General features: G+C 42.5%; 17 protein-coding genes. 1 reads left to right on the top strand and 16 read right to left on the bottom strand.

Annotation, left to right across the window (positions count from 1 at the left end):
• Positions 1-129 precede the first annotated feature (129 nt).
• The 16 genes from QWZ04_RS04105 to QWZ04_RS04030 all read right to left on the bottom strand — a co-directional run bounded on the left by QWZ04_RS04105 (position 130) and on the right by QWZ04_RS04030 (position 16,840).
• Positions 130-909 (bottom strand): glycosyltransferase family 2 protein, encoded by a 780-nt coding sequence (locus QWZ04_RS04105; protein ID WP_290325228.1) that lies wholly within the window; start codon positions 907-909, stop codon positions 130-132.
• A 39-nt stretch (positions 910-948) separates the two neighbouring features.
• Complete coding sequence (locus QWZ04_RS04100) at positions 949-2,004, bottom strand: glycosyltransferase family 9 protein (protein ID WP_290325225.1); 1,056 nt, start codon at positions 2,002-2,004, stop codon at positions 949-951.
• Entirely contained in the window at positions 2,004-3,302 is a 1,299-nt protein-coding gene (locus tag QWZ04_RS04095; RefSeq protein ID WP_290325222.1) for a 3-deoxy-D-manno-octulosonic acid transferase, read from the bottom strand. Before QWZ04_RS04095 ends, QWZ04_RS04100 begins: the two co-directional genes overlap by 1 nt.
• 109 nt (positions 3,303-3,411) lie before the next feature.
• Positions 3,412-4,407, bottom strand: coding sequence for a WaaS/CpsH family glycosyltransferase (locus tag QWZ04_RS04090; protein ID WP_290325220.1), 996 nt, complete (start codon positions 4,405-4,407; stop codon positions 3,412-3,414).
• 95 nt (positions 4,408-4,502) lie between these two features.
• Positions 4,503-5,762, bottom strand: a complete 1,260-nt coding sequence (gene waaA / locus QWZ04_RS04085) for a lipid IV(A) 3-deoxy-D-manno-octulosonic acid transferase (protein ID WP_290325218.1) — start codon at positions 5,760-5,762, stop codon at positions 4,503-4,505.
• Positions 5,752-6,987, bottom strand: a complete 1,236-nt coding sequence (locus QWZ04_RS04080; RefSeq protein WP_290325216.1) for an O-antigen ligase family protein — start codon at positions 6,985-6,987, stop codon at positions 5,752-5,754. The genes waaA and QWZ04_RS04080 overlap by 11 nt, the downstream gene beginning before the upstream one ends.
• Before the next feature lies 1 nt (position 6,988).
• Positions 6,989-8,008 carry a lipopolysaccharide heptosyltransferase II gene (gene waaF / locus QWZ04_RS04075; RefSeq protein ID WP_290325214.1) on the bottom strand — a complete coding sequence of 340 codons (1,020 nt, stop codon included), beginning with the start codon at positions 8,006-8,008 and terminating at the stop codon, positions 6,989-6,991.
• A gap of 92 nt (positions 8,009-8,100) precedes the next feature.
• Positions 8,101-9,042, bottom strand: a complete 942-nt coding sequence (gene rfaD / locus QWZ04_RS04070) for an ADP-glyceromanno-heptose 6-epimerase (protein WP_290325211.1) — start codon at positions 9,040-9,042, stop codon at positions 8,101-8,103.
• A gap of 107 nt (positions 9,043-9,149) precedes the next feature.
• Entirely contained in the window at positions 9,150-9,698 is a 549-nt protein-coding gene (gene rfbC / locus QWZ04_RS04065; protein WP_290325209.1) for a dTDP-4-dehydrorhamnose 3,5-epimerase, read from the bottom strand.
• A 17-nt stretch (positions 9,699-9,715) separates the two neighbouring features.
• The gene (rfbD, locus tag QWZ04_RS04060) at positions 9,716-10,588 is read right to left on the bottom strand and encodes a dTDP-4-dehydrorhamnose reductase (RefSeq protein WP_290325523.1); all 873 of its coding nucleotides are present in this window, start codon (positions 10,586-10,588) and stop codon (positions 9,716-9,718) included.
• 15 nt (positions 10,589-10,603) lie between these two features.
• On the bottom strand, positions 10,604-11,491 hold the full coding sequence (rfbA, locus tag QWZ04_RS04055) for a glucose-1-phosphate thymidylyltransferase RfbA (protein WP_290325207.1): 888 nt from the start codon (positions 11,489-11,491) through the stop codon (positions 10,604-10,606).
• Between the two features lie 3 nt (positions 11,492-11,494).
• Complete coding sequence (rfbB, locus tag QWZ04_RS04050) at positions 11,495-12,559, bottom strand: dTDP-glucose 4,6-dehydratase (RefSeq protein ID WP_290325204.1); 1,065 nt, start codon at positions 12,557-12,559, stop codon at positions 11,495-11,497.
• A gap of 199 nt (positions 12,560-12,758) precedes the next feature.
• Complete coding sequence (locus QWZ04_RS04045) at positions 12,759-14,987, bottom strand: YjbH domain-containing protein (protein WP_290325202.1); 2,229 nt, start codon at positions 14,985-14,987, stop codon at positions 12,759-12,761.
• 1 nt (position 14,988) lies between these two features.
• On the bottom strand, positions 14,989-15,798 hold the full coding sequence (locus tag QWZ04_RS04040; RefSeq protein ID WP_290325200.1) for a capsule biosynthesis GfcC D2 domain-containing protein: 810 nt from the start codon (positions 15,796-15,798) through the stop codon (positions 14,989-14,991).
• A 23-nt stretch (positions 15,799-15,821) separates the two neighbouring features.
• A complete protein-coding gene (locus QWZ04_RS04035) occupies positions 15,822-16,523 on the bottom strand; it encodes a YjbF family lipoprotein (RefSeq protein ID WP_290325197.1) in 702 nt (233 codons plus the stop codon).
• A 65-nt stretch (positions 16,524-16,588) separates the two neighbouring features.
• The gene (locus QWZ04_RS04030; protein ID WP_290325195.1) at positions 16,589-16,840 is read right to left on the bottom strand and encodes a hypothetical protein; all 252 of its coding nucleotides are present in this window, start codon (positions 16,838-16,840) and stop codon (positions 16,589-16,591) included.
• Positions 16,841-17,098: 258 nt separating this feature from the next.
• Here QWZ04_RS04030 and QWZ04_RS04025 point away from each other — a divergent pair, with 258 nt between their 5' ends.
• Positions 17,099-17,725 carry a TetR/AcrR family transcriptional regulator gene (locus QWZ04_RS04025; protein WP_290325193.1) on the top strand — a complete coding sequence of 209 codons (627 nt, stop codon included), beginning with the start codon at positions 17,099-17,101 and terminating at the stop codon, positions 17,723-17,725.
• The last annotated feature ends 62 nt before the right edge of the window (positions 17,726-17,787 follow it).

The raw sequence follows: 17,787 nt of genomic DNA, 5'->3' as shown, positions 1-17,787 counted from the left end.
ATGACTGATTCGCTCTTGCTTCTACCCAGCGGTAGCACTTCACTTGCAGCCCCTAGCTTTTAGCCCTTAGCCCTTAGCTTTTAGCACCTAGTTTTTACCACTTAGCTTTTAGTACTTAGCTTTTAGTACTTAGCTTTTAGCACTTGACTCTTCCCCTCTAACCCATAAATCTGCGTATTTCACAAAAGTAGAATGCGCAGACAACAGGGAAAGTAAGAACCCTTGCTTCCCGTCGAGAAAGCCCACCTTTAAGATATACATCTTAATAAAGCAGGCTAAAGCATGCACAATGCCTTGGCTGATGCTGCTTTTTTTTCCTCGCTTTTGACGCTGGTCAGCCCAAGCCTTAGCGTAGCCAGCAGACTTCACCAAATAGTGATGCACATCGTTGTAAGTATAGTGAATGGCATCACCCTTAAGGTTTGCCACTTTCATCTCTTTGGTTACTTCCACACGTTCGTGGACTAAAGCATCGGTATATTGGGTTAGTTTTGTTGGGTAAAGCCTTAAGACACGGTCTGGGTACCAACCGCAATGCTTGATATAGCGACCAAACACCCAGCTTAGTCGAGCAAATTGATAAACGGTATCAGGGGAATTGCTAGCAACGGCTTGTTGTATGCTGGTCTTTAATTCAGGTGTAATACGTTCATCGGCATCAAGCCAAAGAACATAGTCTGATGTTACATGAGTTTGAGCGATTCTGCGCTGCGGCCCAAAGCCTGGCCAATCTGCATTCACGAAGAAGTTGTTTGTGTACTCTCGAGCAACTTGTTCCGTTTCGTCAGAGCTACCAGAATCGAGAACGACAATTTCATCCACCCAATCATGTACGGTTTCTAAACATGCTTTAAGGTGTGCGGCTTCGTTTTTTACAATTAATGCGACCGCTAAAGTTGGTTTGCTCACTGGAATGCCTCTCATGTTGGGTAAGCTAGTGTAACGGGGTTATAGAGAAAAATCAGCTACCGCTTTATCAAACATACGAATAACCCGGTCGGCACTGATACGGTGCATGGCTGACTTATCTTTCACTCTTGTTCGCCAGGCTAGCTTGTTAGACGGTTTGCCAGTCGCAGCCTGGATTGCTTCTTCATAAGCAGAAACCACGTAGTTTTGATATTGATAAGGACCAGTTCGTTCCGGATTATGGTGTGCGTAAAGGCCGATTACTGGAGTATTCATAGCATTTGCCATGTGAGCTGGGCCAGTATCTGGAGCGACAACCAAATGGGCTTTATCTAGTAACGCGAGCATTTCAAGTAAGCTACTTTTACCAACCAAATTGTTCACAGGCTTTGCGAGTTTGCATTGAATGGCTTCGGCCAATTCGAGTTCAATCTTAGCTGGGCTGCCAGCCAAAATTACGTTCCAGCCAGCATCTTGAGCATGCTCAATCAGAGCAACATAGCCTTCACAAGTCCAATTCTTATAACCCTTACTGGCCGCAGGAACAATCACCAAATTAGCTGATTGCGCCTGCAGATTCTCTAATGCCCAATGAGACTCTTGGTCAGAGTAAGGAATTGCCCACTTAAGCGTAATGTCTCGAACCCCCAGTGTTTTTGCAAAAGCCAGTAAGCCGTCTAATACATGTGGAGCTTTGGGCGAGGGCACCTTTACATTAGTGAAAAGATGCTGAAAATCTTGGCTGCGCTGTGCGTCAAATCCAAGCTTATATCTTGCGTTAATGCCCAAGGTTGCGATGCTAGCGCGAAATGCATATTGCATGTGCAGTAAGGCATCAAAACGGTGGTTCTTTAGCGTTTTCCAAAGAACCTGATAGCCTTTTAGTCCCTGCTTCTTATCAAACACAATGACTTCAATGTTTGGTAGAGACCCAATAAGTTTGGCTTCTAGCTTGCCCGTTATCCACGTTATTTTAGTTTCTGGCCACTGTCTTTGTATTGCTTGTACTGCGGCAACAGTATTGCAGACATCGCCAATGGCTGATAATCGCAAAATACAGAGTGCTGATGGCGACTCATTGAATAAAGGCGTCATTACTTAGACAGCCCTTCAGTAACTAAATAGCTTTCGACTTGCTCTTGGTATGAAACCTTATAGGAAAACTTCTGGCTATCATTTGAAGCGAGCAAATTAAGTGTTAAAAGGTACGCAAGAGAAATAAGAAATATCTTTGTAAAGCGTGCGTTATTACTTTCTTTCCAAATTCTGATTTCACGCAGGATAGGGAACAAGGCAAACGGAAAGGCGATAATGAGGTGCCAGTAACTAAACGTAATCGGAGACAAGCAAGCACATATAACAATGCCCGTTAAGGTTGCAAACGAGTACAAAATCAGCCAAGACTCAGTATTCTCGATTGGGTTATCTCGCTTAATAATTGGCATCACAAATTTCCAGGTACGCCAGTTAAACTTAGCTGAAATAAGAACAGACGCGATACCAAAACCAAATGTAACAGCCTTCCATAAATACTGGATAACCATTTGCATCCATTCAATGCTAGTGACCCAATCAAACGAACTATTAGCAATGACACGGTTAGAGAATAAGAAAGAGCCATATCGAAGCCAGTAAACAACAGATTTAATAACTGGATAAACATGGACTAAGCCGTAACCGATGTAGCGATCACTTTCTTCAACAATGGTTTCGTTAACCATTAGCTCATGAAAATAAGGAATGAGAGATAATGTGGTGACGATGAGGCCTGCAGCAACGCCAAGCCAGGATACCTTTATCATGGTTCTGTAGAATAAGAACACGCTCACGACGGCTAAAATAGGCCAAGAAAAATGCAGCTGCAGAGCCATCCCAATAGCTAAAATGTGCAAAAACGAATATAGAAACGACGATTTCTCGCGCATCTTGGACGCTGTCCATAGGTGCAGAGCTGCGAAAAAGCATAGATAAGCTGGGTTATACATCAAGTTATCATATTGAACCCAAGGGCTTAGCCAAAATAACCCAAGAAAGACTAAGCGGATCGGCTTATCAAAGGCTTGTTTAATAACGGCGTCTATCATTAAAAATGCACATAAGCGCAAGGCAATTAAAAAAGCCATCGGAGCCCAAGGTGAATCCCAGACCATGATAGGTAAGCCAACCACTAAAGCTGAAAGGTAACCCGGTAGGTTTCCAACAGTGCTGGCAAAGCTTCCATAGGCTAGCCAGTTATTGTCATACGCCCCCAAATAGCCTTTAGCTATCATTTGTGTTTGGTCGCCTCGAAGTATTTGATGCTCTCCGTATACGAAGGCAAAAATGGTTCCGATACACAGCCCTGCAAAAAATAGCAGCCCAAAGTGTTTTTCGAAGAATGTTGGAGAGTTCATTTTTGACCTTGTATATGTTCGTTACTGGGCAAGATTATGCAATTGAGAAGGCAGAATGTAAATCTGTCTCCTGACTACGTGACGGTAAGTTAACTCTTTAATGCTCGGTTTAATGCTTGGTTTCTGGTTCTTTACTGACGCAATCAATAACATTCTTCACCCAAGATGAGAGGGTATATTTTTGCAAAACTTTGTTATCGGGCTTCTCATAAGGTGCCGCGAAAAATGAACCCTCAATTTTTAATGAAGCATCCAAAATTTGAATGTTCTTTTTATTAAAGAAGTCATATTTACTAATTGATGAGTTAGTCGTAATCAGTTTTTTTTCGAAACCGAGCGCTTCGTAGACTCTAAAGGAGAGGCCGGCTTGAAGCTGTTGTCCTTGCCCTATGTCTAGTACGGCTTTAGCTTCGCGAATATTTTGTTCCAGCTCATCTGTCAGCATCAGTTTATCAATAATATTGACTCGAGGGTGCGTTATATATTTACGTTTTCTTGGGTGATCAATGTAAAAATTCACATTAGCATTAATATGTGGATTAGCATCTAAGAAAGAGACAACGTCTTGATAGCGCTGCTTAGTGAAACTCATAACAGAAAATAAGTCATATTTCAGATTGTTATGCTGATTATCAAACTTATTAATGTAGTTGTAAGAGCGTATGAAGCCATGCTTTTCACAGTCTGTCGGCTCAAAGCTGAAAATGGGTGAGAATCGCTCTAAATGAGTCCCGTTTCTCGGCATACGCTCTAGGCTATCCCACAATGAAAGCACCAGTTTGTCGGTGTTTTTTTCAAATAAATCAAAATGTTCATCATCGAAAAAATTGGGTTCGGTCATTAAAACCATATCAAAGCGCTGACGGTGATTGAAAAAACCTTTCAATGAGAAAGATATCTGTTCTTTGGTACGCAAATGCTTATATTTTGAACCAGAGATGAGGTCAAAAGCTTTTGAAAGAAGTCGATGAGTCTTGTTGTAGTAACGGAACTCAGTAAAATCACTATGATCTAAGTGGATGACATTATGACCTTGATTGCGCATTTCATGCACAATAGGTGATGCAAGATTTGCCCAGTCAGGACAGATAAATAAAATTTTCATAGTGAACCATAGTGATAAAAATGATTTAATGTAAAGTATTATACGAAGAGTCGGTCAAGCACATATATTAACGGTCGTTACGTATAATTAACAGGTTACATATCTAACAAATGCAAAGTACGTTCAATGCTACCTTGCTGACTGTAAACAAACTGCTTTGCCTTTACTCCCATTTCGATACGTATTGATTCTTGAGTTAATAGTGAGGTTAGCTCACTCGCCAAATCAGATTGATCACAAATGATAGCGCCTTGCTGCTTAACTAACGTATTGGTAATGTCTAGAAAGTTAAAGTAGCTAGGGCCTATAATCGTCGGGACGCCAAGAGCTGCGGGTTCTAGGATATTATGCCCCCCCACTTTGTCACCAAGTAAGCTTCCACCCATAAAACACACATCACTAGCAGCGATCAGCGTGAGCATTTCTCCCATCGTATCACCAAGGTAGATTCGAGTATCTGAGCTGATGGCTTCAGAGTGCGTGCGTCGGGCTGTCGTCATTTTTGAAGCTGCGTAAGAGTACACGTCATCAAAACGTTCGGGGTGTCTTGGTACTAAGATTAGTAGGGCATTCGGCTGTGACAGTAGAATTTGTTTGTGCGCTGAAATGACGATCTCATCCTCACCTTTGTGAGTGCTTGCGGCTATCCAAACTGGTCGAGATTTTCGAATGCGGTTTCTTAATATATCCCCAGCATCTAAGGTGGTCGCCGAGATTTGAATATCAAATTTCAATGACCCAGTTACTGATATTTTAGCAGTCGGGACTCCGAGTTGAATAAAGCGCTCTGCATCCTCCTCATGTTGGCAAAGGAACTGGTCAACATTGCTAGCAATGATAGAAAATAGGGCGGATACCTTTTTATAGCGGTTCATAGATCGCTCAGATAATCGAGCGTTAACAATACTTACCGGAACGTTGGATTTTTTTACATAATGAAGGGTGTTGGGCCATAATTCGGTTTCAATAATGAGTAACTGTTTTGGGTTAATCTGTTGTAGGAATCCTTTAATAGCAAAACCAAAATCCAGTGGCATGTAGCGATGTTCAACAATGCTTCCCAGCTTTTCAATTTGCTCCGCACCAGTAGTGGTTGTTGTAGTTACTACAATGGGTACGTGTGGGTGACGCGCCTTTATCATTTTGATGATTGGTATAGAAGCAATGGCTTCACCAACAGAGACAGCATGAATCCAGAGTGGCCGCTCGGTAGTTGATGTCTTTGGTGTTACTCCAAAGTGCTCAAGCCAGCGCATGCCAATGTGCGGTTTCCCATTTTTTTTTTTGTATAAGCCGTACAAAAAGAAAGGAGCAAGTAAGTACAAGAACAATGAATAAATAGCTCTAACTAGCATTGTGCTTTATCTCATTATTTGTTTTTAGGCAACCAGCAATCATGATCGACAGAATAAAGAATAAGCAAGCTGTTTGAAATTCCATTTCATTACTATATACAACACCAAGCATCAAATATGCAGATAGAAGGTTAATGCCTGCCCAAGCGTAACTTGGGGAGATATATCTATATGACCAGAAAAATTTAGCGAGCATGGTCAGTAAAGTGATATACGCGAGAAAATAGACTAAACCATTTTTATTGATATTGTTAATGTATGCATTATGAAAATCGTGTATTGAAATGTTGGTGCCAATACTGTCTTGCATTTCTTCAACTGAGCTAATAGTGTTAATAATTGCTACAACTTTAATCGGCAGCTCTTTTGTGCTGGTACCAAACAAAAAAGTCACAGGATCTGTTTCAATATGATGTTGAGCAAGTAATATGCCATTTCCCCACATTAGCTTTCTAGCATTGTTCGATGCATTACTACTTGATGCAACACTTGCTATACGATCAACAAACTCACTTACGGGCTTCGTTTGACTAAAGGCGACAATCAAAACAACCAATGCGGTGGTGCAGAATAGCAGTAGTTTTCGATGATGAAAAAGTAGATAAAAAAACGTTACAATGGCGGTGACTAAAATAGCACCTCTACTATTGGCAATTAATAAGCTACCTAGGGTGGCGATTAGAAAAAAAACGCTGATAAACAAATGTGGTCGATTTTTCTTTACCAGAATGAAAGGGATTATACCTACAAATAAGTACCCAAGTAATTCTGACCAACGACCAACATCCCAAAAGCTCTGCACTCTGAAATGAGACCAGTCATCCATTAAATATAATTGATAGTAACTGTTTATTATTGCTATGCAAGCCCCCAATATAAGGGCCTTTTTTGCTAAGTCGAGGTGGTTTTTTTTAAGCAATAATAAAGAAATGAACGGTGTTAATAGCAGAAATGCGCCTTTTCGAAATGTAGTGGCCAGTTCATTTATATCACTAAAACTAATAGATTTTGCTATCAGAGCCAAAGTAAAAGCCGCATACATCATGATAAAAATAGGTTGTTGATTTACCTGTTCTTTAAACGCTTTGAAGTTTCTCAAAGCAATCAAGTGACCAATAAGCAGCAAAGCTAACGCGATATTCATCCCCGCTTTTGATGTGTAGATGGTCAAGAAGCAAAAGCCAACAAGAAATATATTAAAAAACTGAGGATTAATTTTATTCATATTATTTTTTTATAGTCTCGATAATCAATTGAGGGCTTAGTTCAGTTAAGCACTTTTGGTGACCTAGCGGGCATTCTTTTTTAAAACAAGGGCGGCATACTATATCGGTATGTAGCATATGTAACTTGGCAGTTAGTGGCGGTGTGTACTCGGGAGAACTTGAGCCATAAATCGCGACGATATTACAATTCACTGCCGCAGAAACATGCATCAAGCCCGAGTCATTACATATAACAGTGTGGCACGCTGCCAGTAAGTCTACGGCTTCAATTAAGCTCGTGTCACCAGCAAGATCAAAGCAATGTTGTTGTAATGGTCGTGGGAGTGACAGCTTTATTTTTTGAGTCACTTCTTTATCTTTTACAGAGCCAAAAAGCCATACTTGGCCACCATCATTAATAACTTGTTGTGCTACTTTTGAATAATGTTCATCAGGCCAGCGTTTTGCCGGGCCATATTCAGCGCCTGGGCAAAGGCCAAATGCTTTTCTTTGGTTATTTAAATTTAAGCGCTGCATTGCCGCATTTTGGCTAGTTTTGTTGATAGATAGCTTAGGGTGAGGGCTGTTACTTAAAGATACCTGATCTAACATCTTCTCTTTAGGGGCAGAAAGAGCAACATAACGTTCAACCATGTATTGGAAAACACGCTTGTTGGGCCTTAAATCTGTTAGCAGGCCATAACGAAACTCACCTTTCCAACCCGTTCTTTGCTTGATCCCTGCAAAAAATGGAATCAGAGCAGATTTAGCTGAATTGGGCAGAACAATGGCATGAGTGTAATGGTTTTTCTTTAGTGAGCGTGCGATTTGCCAACGCTTTTTTAGGTCAAGCGCTCCATGGCCAACTGGCATTTCAATAGAGTGATTAACTTCAGGCATTCGCTCTAAGATTGGCTTACACCAAGCTGGTGCTAATACGTCGATTTCACACTGTGGGTGCTGCGTCTTTAGTGCCATATACAGGCTTTGAGACATCACCATATCGCCAACCCAAGATGGACCGATTACCAGTATTTTCACTTATTCACCTAAAAATAACAGACAGAGCATATTACTAAAAAGTTATGCCGATGGCTCAGCATAACTTTTGGTTATCTAACTTATCGCTTTGGCTAGTTAATAATCGCCATGTATTCTGCAACACCTTGTGCAACAGTTTTAAATTCAACATCGCAACCCGCGGCGCGAAGTTTGGTTAAATCGGCTTGCGTATATTCTTGGTAAGCACCTTTTAGATGTTCTGGAAAAGGAATGGTTTGAACTTCGCCTTTGCCATGGTGCTTAACAACTGCTTTTGCTACCTCTGCAAATGGTTCTGCTCGGCCAGTGCCACAGTTAAAGATGCCAGATACGCCATTTTCCATAAACCACAGATTCACTTTGCACACGTCGCCAACGTAAACAAAGTCGCGTTTAAATTCATCGCTGCGTTCGAATAGTTTTGGATCTTCGCCCGCTAAAATTTGATTATTTAGGTGGAAGGCTACCGAAGCCATGCTGCCTTTGTGTTGCTCGCGAGGGCCGTATACGTTGAAGTAACGGAAACCGGTAATTTGAGACAGGGTTTCACCGTGCGCAGCAGCGTCTGCTTGTAGGCGACGTACGTAGTTATCGAACTGCTGTTTAGAATAGCCATACACATTTAACGCGCCTTCAAATTCTTGCTCTTCAATGAAATTCTCATTGCGGCCGCCATAAGTCGCAGCAGAAGATGCGTAAAGGAATGGAATTTCGCGCTCAATGGAGTAGTGCAGCAACTCTTTAGAATACTCATAGTTATTGAGCATCATGTATTTGCCGTCCCACTCTGTTGTTGCAGAGCAAGCACCTTGGTGGAAAATAGCTTCAATAGGGCCGAAGTCGTCACCGGCCATTACTTGCGTGAGAAAGTCATCACGATCCATGTAATCTGTGATGTCTAGATCCACTAGGTTCGCAAATTTCTTACCATTTTTTAGGTTATCCACCACCAAAATGTCGTTAAAACCTTTTTCGTTTAGAGCCTTAACAATATTGCTGCCAATCATGCCAGCACCACCAGTAACGATGATCATCTTTATTCACCTAGCTTATAAAAAATATTGTAGCGAGTTTAGCAAAGAACATAAGTAGAATACAGAATGGACTTTGCTGCACGTAGACTTAGCGTATTTGGTGAGCTCTACTCGAACGGTGTAATATCGAGGAAGCTAATACCATTTTCGTCTTTGTTTGATAAGTTTGGTTCTGTGGAAATCGGCCAATCAACGGCTAACTTGGGATCATTCCAAGCAATCGACACTTCAGCACTGGGGTTATAATAATCAGTGCATTTGTAGACAAACTCTGCTTCGTCACTGGTCACGTAGAATCCATGGGCAAAACCTTCAGGAACCCAAAGTTGACGCTTGTTTTCAGCAGATAAATAAACACCGACCCATTGACCAAATGTTGGCGAACTTTCACGTATGTCGACGGCAACATCAAATACTTCACCTGAAATGACACGAACTAGCTTACCTTGGGTGTTTTCCGTTTGAAAATGCAACCCTCGTAAGATCCCTTTGCTTGATTTGGAGTGATTGTCTTGCACAAAAGGGGTTGGTTTGCCTGTTACCAGCTCTTCAAATTGCTTTTGTTGCCAGGTTTCCATAAAAAAACCACGGTCGTCGCCAAAAACGGCAGGTTCAATGATCTTAACGTCAGGAATATTAGTTGGGATTACATTCATTGGCTTATATCTTATCGTTATTGGTAGTCTTTTAATTGTTTGAGTGCGGCTTGCCAATCACTCGCTTCAATAGCAAAATTTTGTTCTATTTTATCGGTGCAAAGTTTCGAGTTTTCTGGTCGCTTCGCGGGGGTTGGGTAATCTTCCGTTCCAATCGCATTTAACGTTGGTTTATGATCTAGCACGCTTTGCTGATGAGCTTGTTCGAAAATTTCTTGAGCAAACTCATGCCAGCTAACGTGCGGGAAACCAGAATAGTGGTAGACACCAAAATCGACCTGTTCGTTTTTGTGAATTTTTTCTGCAATGGTGATAAGTGCCGCAGCGATGTCCCCCGCATAAGTCGGGCCACCAAACTGGTCGCTAACAACCCCAAGTGAATCTCGGTCTTTACCTAAGCGAAGCATGGTTTTTACAAAGTTATTCCCTTGTTCGCCAAATACCCAAGCGGTACGTAAAATGATGTGCTTGGAACAATTGTCGGCAACCGCAATTTCACCAGCAAGTTTGCTGTCACCGTAGATGCCTTGTGGGTCAGGGGCGTCCGTTTCAAGATAAAGGCCTTGCTTATCACCCGCAAATACGTAATCGGTGGAAATATGTAATAACGCAGCTCCAGCCGATTGAGCGGCCTTTGCCAAGTACATTGGGCCGTCTCGGTTTATCGCATAAGACAAATCTACTTCTGTTTCGGCTTTATCCACTGCGGTGTGCGCAGCAGCATTAATAATAATGTGGGGCTGAAACGCCTCCACGGTATGGTTAACCGCGGTTGAGTTGGTGATATCTAATTCTGCCCTATCGACGGCAAGAATTTCAGCTTTGTTCGTTAGCTGTTGGGTTAAACAGTGGCCGACTTGACCGTGTGAACCTGTGATCAAAATGCGCATAAGCGGTTCAGACATTTAACAGCCCACCTTTTTTTGTTTTTCTGCGATCAAACGAGTCAAATATTGGCCATAATCGTTTTTCATCATAGGTTTAGCTAAGTTAAGTACTTGTTCGTCACTAAGCCAGCCATTACGCCATGAAATTTCTTCAAGACAAGCGACTTTCAAGCCTTGCACATTCTCAATGGTTTGCACAAAAGAAGAGGCTTCATGAAGGCTTTCATGGGTACCAGTATCCAGCCATGCAAAACCACGCCCAAGTAATTCGACACTAAGAGAACCATCTTCAAGGTACATCTGGTTAATGGAGGTAATTTCCAATTCGCCGCGATCAGAAGGTTCTACGTTTTTGGCAAAATCAATGACTCGATTGTCATAAAAGTAGAGCCCAGTAACGGCATAATTTGATTTTGGCTCGAGAGGCTTCTCTTCGATGGACATGGCTTTCATGTTTTCATCAAATTCAACCACACCAAAACGCTCTGGGTCTTTCACTTGATAGCCAAAAACCGTGGCGCCATTTTCGCGACTCGCTGCATTTTTAAGGGTTTGACTAAAAGACTGACCGTAGAAGATATTGTCGCCTAACACCAAGCAGACAGAATCGTCACCAATGAACTCTTCACCGATGATAAATGCTTGGGCCAAACCGTCGGGGCTTGGTTGAATGGCGTATTCTATATTGACACCAAAGTCGCTGCCATCCCCAAGCAGGCGTTGAAAGCCGGCGTTATCTTCAGGAGTGGTGATAATCAAAATATCTTTAATGCCTGCCAGCATCAGCGTCGATATTGGGTAGAAAACCATAGGTTTATCATAGATTGGTAACAGTTGCTTAGATACGCCACGAGTTAATGGATATAAGCGTGTGCCGCTACCGCCAGCTAAAACAATGCCTTTCATAAGTTACTCCTGATTACCTAAGCGTTCGCGAGAGTAAGAGCCATCTAACACGCGGCTCCACCATTTTTCATTGGCTAAATACCATTGAACGGTTTTTCGTATACCCGATTCAAACGTTTCGGTTGGTTTCCAGTTTAACTCATCCGCAATCTTGCTTGCATCGATAGCATACCGAACATCGTGACCTGGGCGGTCTGTTACATAGGTAATCAAATCTTGATAGTTTGCAACGCCTGCTGGTTTGTTCGGAACAAATTCTTCAAGCAAGCGACAAATCGTGTTCACTACGTCAATGTTAGCTTTTTCGTTATGGCCACCGATGTTGTATGTTTCACCGACTAGACCCTCTGTAACCACTTTGTATAGTGCACGAGCATGATCTTCAACAAACAGCCAATCTCGAATTTGCATGCCATTACCATAAACCGGTAGTGGATTCCCTTCTAATGCATTCAGAATCATCAGAGGGATCAGTTTTTCAGGGAAATGGAATGGGCCGTAGTTGTTAGAGCAGTTTGTCACCAATGTTGGCAACCCGTAGGTACGTTGCCACGCGCGAACTAAGTGGTCGCTAGAGGCTTTAGAGGCAGAATAAGGGCTGCTAGGCGCATAAGAAGTGGTTTCGGTAAATAAGTCATCGGTGCCTTCTAAGTCGCCATACACTTCATCGGTAGAAATATGGTGGAAACGAAAATCAGATTTTGCTGATTCAGTTAATGTATTCCAGTAACTGCGTGTTGCTTCAAGTAAGGTATAAGTGCCAACGATGTTGGTTTCAATGAAATCGGCAGGGCCATCTATTGAACGGTCTACATGAGATTCCGCCGCTAAGTGCATGACGGCATCAGGCTTACATTCAGAAAATACACGGTCTAATTCTGCTCGGTTACAAATATCCACCTGTTCAAAGTGGTAGCGAGCGGAGCCCTGCACGGACTCTAAGGACTCTAAGTTGCCTGCGTAGGTAAGCTTATCGAGATTAATGACACTATCTTGAGTGTTATCAATAATGTGGCGAACAACAGCAGAGCCGATAAAACCTGCACCACCAGTAATGAGAATTTTCACGAGATACCTTTAAATAGAGATGAAATGACGATAATAATATTAAGTATTGTACATGTCGCAAGCAAGAAAGCATACAGAACCAAGAAGCGAGCTCGCCTCTCACAATACATAAAGGGCAAAAGAAACCCATTCCTTTGCCCTTTTTTTCATTTAAGTAAGCGAAGAGCATCCTCCGCCTTTAGCCTTTAGCCTTTAGCCTTTAGTTCTTATTCGCCCTAGAATACCAAGGCGAAACCGCATCTGTTATATCAAACAAATTATGCTCTTTGTTTAGTTTCTGGCCACCATCACGGGTGAGTGGTTGCCAATCAAACTTAGCGCGGTTTTTACTCGGTTTCACTGTCATCAGATCAAACGGAATTGAAATGTAGAAACCTTTAGTAAAGCTACCTTCACCAAACTCTTCTGCAGAAAGATTCGTAATACTGGCGTAAGCGCCAACAATCACACCACTATCAAATTGTTTAGAGAAATCGCCCCTAAAGCCGTAGTCTTGGCCGAGGAACTGGCCAATATCTAGCTTAAATAACGTATCATCTAACATTTGCCATTCAGGCATGTAGTATCCCGTGACAAAGCCAGTCACTCCTTTATCAAGAACCTTATAAGGCCTATTGTCTTCAGGGCTGTATTGCCACTCTTGATCGAACGTCGCAAACCAGCTTTCAGGGTCTCGTTGTGTTACTAAGTTAACATCAAAACCAACCGCCCAGTTTTTTCCTTGCGGGCGATAAAGCCATTCTGTACCCACACCGGCGAACATAGTTTCTAAGTAGCCTGCATAGGTTTGCTGATAAACATCGCCACCGAAGCTATCAAACCATGTTAACTGCAAATTGTTCAAACGAATTGGATTGTCGTGATAATACAAACGAGATAAAGATCGCACACGAGGCGGAACACTGGTGCCATCTGGCGGCACAATGTAATTTAATTCAGGGTAGTTATCATATATATTAAAGAAGATCGAACCAGTGGCCTGCACATTGTTGGTTAACCAGTAGCTTGCTTCAGCATTAACACCTAAGTTAAAAATGTAAAACGATTCAGGCTCGGCAACGGACTGGCGTAAGTGCGGGGACAGCCCATAATCAAAGCGTTGTATATCATCATGCATTAACTCACCTTGCGGCTTAGTTAACGCTTGGCTGCGAGTAGCAGCGGTTATATCAGGGTTAATGTAGGCTACGTTGCTAACCTGCTCAAAAGCGTGAGCAGACACACCTGTTTGCTTAGTTGCAACATGTTTGTTGGTCTCAACCAATTTATAAGTTTGAATACTGGTTGGTAAGCGGTTGTGTAATACTGCTGCTGCACGCTCGTGGGCTTTATCGCGGTCTCGGTATTTAAGCTGATCTCCCACCACTGTGACTGTGTCTTCATTGTGGTAAATTCTACTTTCTTTATAGCCAGCAACTAAGGCCAACTCTTGTTCAAGTTGCTGCCAGTCTACTTGTTCAATATTCTCTGGTTGATCTTTGGTTGGGCGAGGTGTCGGTGCATCCACCCATGAAGAGGTCACTTCGTTATAGTTAGTGCGTAAGCTAACACCAGCAGAAAGCGTATCACCACGTTCATAACTTAAGCGCAAATCCACATACTCATGCACTCGGTAGATCATACCCACGTTCCATGGGGTGTGTTGCGTCATGTCTACTTGGTAAAAGTTATTTGGTCTAAACTTTGTAGGGAAATCTTCACTGTAGTCATTGGTGTCGTATTCAATTTTAAAGCGCAGTGGTTGGTATGGCGTTTGATATTCGATACCGCCATAAATGGCAGAAGGGCCACGGAACCAACGTTGGTAATCCACTTCACCGCCTTGGCCGCCATAATCAGAAGGGCGATCACAGAACTTGACGTTTGCTTTGCAAAATGGATTCGTCACGTTGCCATGCATGCCCATATAACCCCACCCCATACCAAGGGTGAAGTCGAACACGCCGTAGTGGTCGGTATATATCTTTTTAGAACCAGCAACAAATTCACCATCAAACAAGCCAGTGCCACCAAAGTCGCGTACACCGATGGCCACTTCGGGCAAGTAGTCACTTTCTTCTAGCAGCCGAACTTTGAAGTCGATGCCTTTGTCTAAGTAAGGGCTGTCGTTACTGAAGTTTTCTGATCCCATAGGTATGTTAGGGACGATGGCATAACGTAGTGTGGTTTCAAACCAAGGGAACAGTGAAATAGTTGCATTGTACATTTCATATTCATGGTTAATGTTGGCACTTAAGTTAAATTCACCTTCAGGCGCAATGCGGCCTGTTGGCATTTTTATTAACCCTGTACCGCCAAAGTCCATTTGGGATGGTGTGTAGTTGACAGGTTGAAATAGCGTATCGCTGGTGATGTTTGCGACTGCCTGAGCAGATAACGTTGTGGTTACCAAAGTAGCAAAGGTAGAAAAAATAAACGGTCGGCTCATGTTATTTTTCCCCTGCTGTTTGTGATGGTGTTGATGGTTTAACTACGGCGTAGCGCAGTAGGTTTGCAATATCTTGATTTAATGCCGTTTGAGATTCAAAACCAATAAATACCATGGCTTGTGGCGCCAAATAGACACGCCCTGGCTGGTAATAACTTATGTTAGGTTGTTTTATTGTGCCATCTGGCTGAATAACAAAGGGGCGTTTGGTCTCCGCTTCATCAAAGGTATTCATTTGATCTAAATAGATATCTAGATCTTGATTTGGCAGTAGTTCAACTTGTTTTGGTTCGGTGATTAAACCTAGTAACCAAACCTTATGCCGCAACGTGTTGCTTTTACCCGTTAAGTACAATTGATACTGACCGTGTAATAGTGGGTTTTTTGGCTCTTTTAGGCGTATTTTGTCGTAATCCAGCTCTAGTAATTCACGGCCTACAAATTGAAATTGGTCGAGTTGTTGCTTCACCATTCTCGCTTGTGGGGTAGCAAGATCATCTAGTTGCTTTATCACATGTTGGTATTTTGATTGCACCTTGGCTTGCTGACTGGCACTGACCAGCTTTGCGCCCAAATAATAGGGGATGCCACTAAGCTGTTTTTGGCTGTCTCGCAATATAACGTCTAGGCGCGTTGCCGCAGGGTAGCTTAATACAACGTGCTGGTTTACGAGAGTGATCGTCAATGGGTGAGATTCAGTGGCAATACTGTGAGTAATATCTTGAGCGGCAGAAGGGAAAACGACTGTGGATGCAGTGGCAGCAAACAGAATGAAGGCTCGAGAAAATCGGCGAGATAAAGTAGAACGCATATTAAAGTGATCCTTCACAAAAATCATTGAGATTTAGGTAGTGCATAAGGCTTGAGGATAAGCATTTCAATTTTGTCCATGCTTGGGCCCGTGTACTGGATGCTTTTCATTACTTGGCCGTCGACAGCAATCCAGTACTGGTTAGTAAACTGGGCATCTAAGCCATCAAATTCAACCAATTCTTGGTAATGTTGGGTCGAGAGCTTCCATTGGCTAGATTCAATCACTTCTGAGCCTACCTTTTCTGGTGTTACCGTCGCGGTGAAATGATAGCGATAATCTGGCATCCAATCATAACTGGCTTGCCATGAAGATAGTTCAGATACTGGCTGCGAAAGCTGTTTGCTATTGATACCAATAAGGTTGTTTTGTGGCAAACCGACGGTTTTCACAATGCGGCCACTTTCAGTAATAATGAGAACACTGTCTGAAGATATCCATTTTAGTTGAATATTACCCGTTGCCGGGTTTTCATCAGCAAAAGCCAACACCACGAATATTTGCCTTTCATCATTAAAACTAATGTAGGCACTTGGGTAGGGGACGTTTTGTATTGCTTCACGCGTGAGCTCGACATCTTGGCTGCTAGTGTAAAGCTCTTCTATACTGGCGTTCACATCGGCCATTTTTTGGCTGCAGCCAGAAAGCAAAGTAAGGGTAATAAAACAAAAAGTGGTAGATTTGATGAGATTCGAACGAAAAATAAGGTATTGAAGAATGCGCATAAGTGCTTCCTACAGCAAACGAAAAACGCCCTGAAAAAGATCAGGGCGATTGGTCTCAATTACAATTATTGAGATACAGAGGCTGATGTAGATGTGCCTGCTGAGTCAGCAACAGATACGATAACAGCAGTACCTACTACAGCACCTACAGTACCAGCTACAACAGTACCAGTAGCTGCCGCTGTGCCGCCAGCGCCAGCGGCCGCTGTAGAGGTTGCAGTTGTCGAAGTTGTCGTTGCCGCGGCACCTTCTGCTGCTGCATGCGCAGTACCCATTGCACCTAGTGCAACTAGCATTGCTAGAGCGATATTTTTCATTTTTATTCCTTACTATATACATCGATGTATGAAGTGCGTTCAATGCACTCCACCTACCATTCTAGTGTAACCTTGAGCATATTGTAAACGAGTAATGTGAATGCGGAGTCATTGATAGGCTTTATGATGAACGGCTTTATTTATAGGATCTAATTAACAAATAGCTAACTAAATATATCAACTTGCGATAAGAGAGTAAATAATGAGACCATAGCACCTTGTTCGAATGGCTGATAATGACAAGCAATAGGTAGGAAGATGAAAACTCGTGATAAAATCATTTTTAATGCGTTAACCCTTTTTAATGAACAAGGTGAACGCAACGTCACGACTAACCATATCGCGGCCCACATCGATATTAGCCCAGGCAACTTGTATTACCATTTTGGCAATAAACAAGAGATTATTCGTAGTATCTTTGAGCTGTACGCTCAAGAGTTATTGGAAAAAATTTCCCCATCGTCTCGTCCAGATGAAAACCTTTTGTTCTTAGAGCACTACATGGAAGCGATATTCTCACAGATGTGGAAGTACCGTTTCTTCTATTCAAATTTACCTGAAATTTTGAACCGAGATCCCTCTTTGCACCAAGATTACCTGCAAGTTCAAGAGAAGCTTCAAGCAAACTTGCTCGCCATCACGCAAGAAATTCGCGTACTCGGCCTGATTGATGTCTCTGATGATGCGATGAAACCTTTAGTCAGCACACTTCACTTGGTGGCGACGCATTGGCTAAGCTACCAAATCGTCATGTCTACTCATACCCAAGTGACCGAGTTAGTCATCAAGCAAGGCATGCAACAAATGATCTCCATCGTTATGCCGCTAGCAACAGAAGAGGGTATTAAACAACTAGAAGCTCTAGAGAAACATTTGGAGGAATAAAGTAGACTTAATAATTTGCTTTAATAGCCTTCCGCCTTTTTCCAACCCCCTCGCAAAACACC

The sequence above is a fragment of the Vibrio tapetis subsp. quintayensis genome, from assembly GCF_030409945.1.
Taxonomy (GTDB): Bacteria; Pseudomonadota; Gammaproteobacteria; order Enterobacterales; family Vibrionaceae; genus Vibrio; species Vibrio quintayensis.
This window is presented reverse-complemented; position numbering and strand designations above follow the sequence as displayed.

Bases quoted from the DNA above. Each gene is read 5' to 3' on its own strand.
- QWZ04_RS04040 (WP_290325200.1), bottom strand. From the start codon at position 15,798: ATGCGTTCTACTTTATCTCGCCGATTTTCTCGAGCCTTCATTCTGTTT.
- QWZ04_RS04090 (WP_290325220.1), bottom strand. From the start codon at position 4,407: ATGAAAATTTTATTTATCTGTCCTGACTGGGCAAATCTTGCATCACCT.
- QWZ04_RS04045 (WP_290325202.1), bottom strand. From the start codon at position 14,987: ATGAGCCGACCGTTTATTTTTTCTACCTTTGCTACTTTGGTAACCACA.
- rfbA (WP_290325207.1), bottom strand. From the start codon at position 11,491: ATGAAAGGCATTGTTTTAGCTGGCGGTAGCGGCACACGCTTATATCCA.
- rfbD (WP_290325523.1), bottom strand. From the start codon at position 10,588: ATGCGCATTTTGATCACAGGTTCACACGGTCAAGTCGGCCACTGTTTA.
- rfbC (WP_290325209.1), bottom strand. From the start codon at position 9,698: ATGAATGTAATCCCAACTAATATTCCTGACGTTAAGATCATTGAACCT.
- QWZ04_RS04100 (WP_290325225.1), bottom strand. From the start codon at position 2,004: ATGACGCCTTTATTCAATGAGTCGCCATCAGCACTCTGTATTTTGCGA.
- QWZ04_RS04080 (WP_290325216.1), bottom strand. From the start codon at position 6,987: ATGAATAAAATTAATCCTCAGTTTTTTAATATATTTCTTGTTGGCTTT.
- QWZ04_RS04030 (WP_290325195.1), bottom strand. From the start codon at position 16,840: ATGAAAAATATCGCTCTAGCAATGCTAGTTGCACTAGGTGCAATGGGT.
- QWZ04_RS04095 (WP_290325222.1), bottom strand. From the start codon at position 3,302: ATGAACTCTCCAACATTCTTCGAAAAACACTTTGGGCTGCTATTTTTT.
- rfaD (WP_290325211.1), bottom strand. From the start codon at position 9,042: ATGATCATCGTTACTGGTGGTGCTGGCATGATTGGCAGCAATATTGTT.
- waaA (WP_290325218.1), bottom strand. From the start codon at position 5,762: ATGCTAGTTAGAGCTATTTATTCATTGTTCTTGTACTTACTTGCTCCT.
- QWZ04_RS04035 (WP_290325197.1), bottom strand. From the start codon at position 16,523: ATGCGCATTCTTCAATACCTTATTTTTCGTTCGAATCTCATCAAATCT.
- QWZ04_RS04025 (WP_290325193.1), top strand. From the start codon at position 17,099: ATGAAAACTCGTGATAAAATCATTTTTAATGCGTTAACCCTTTTTAAT.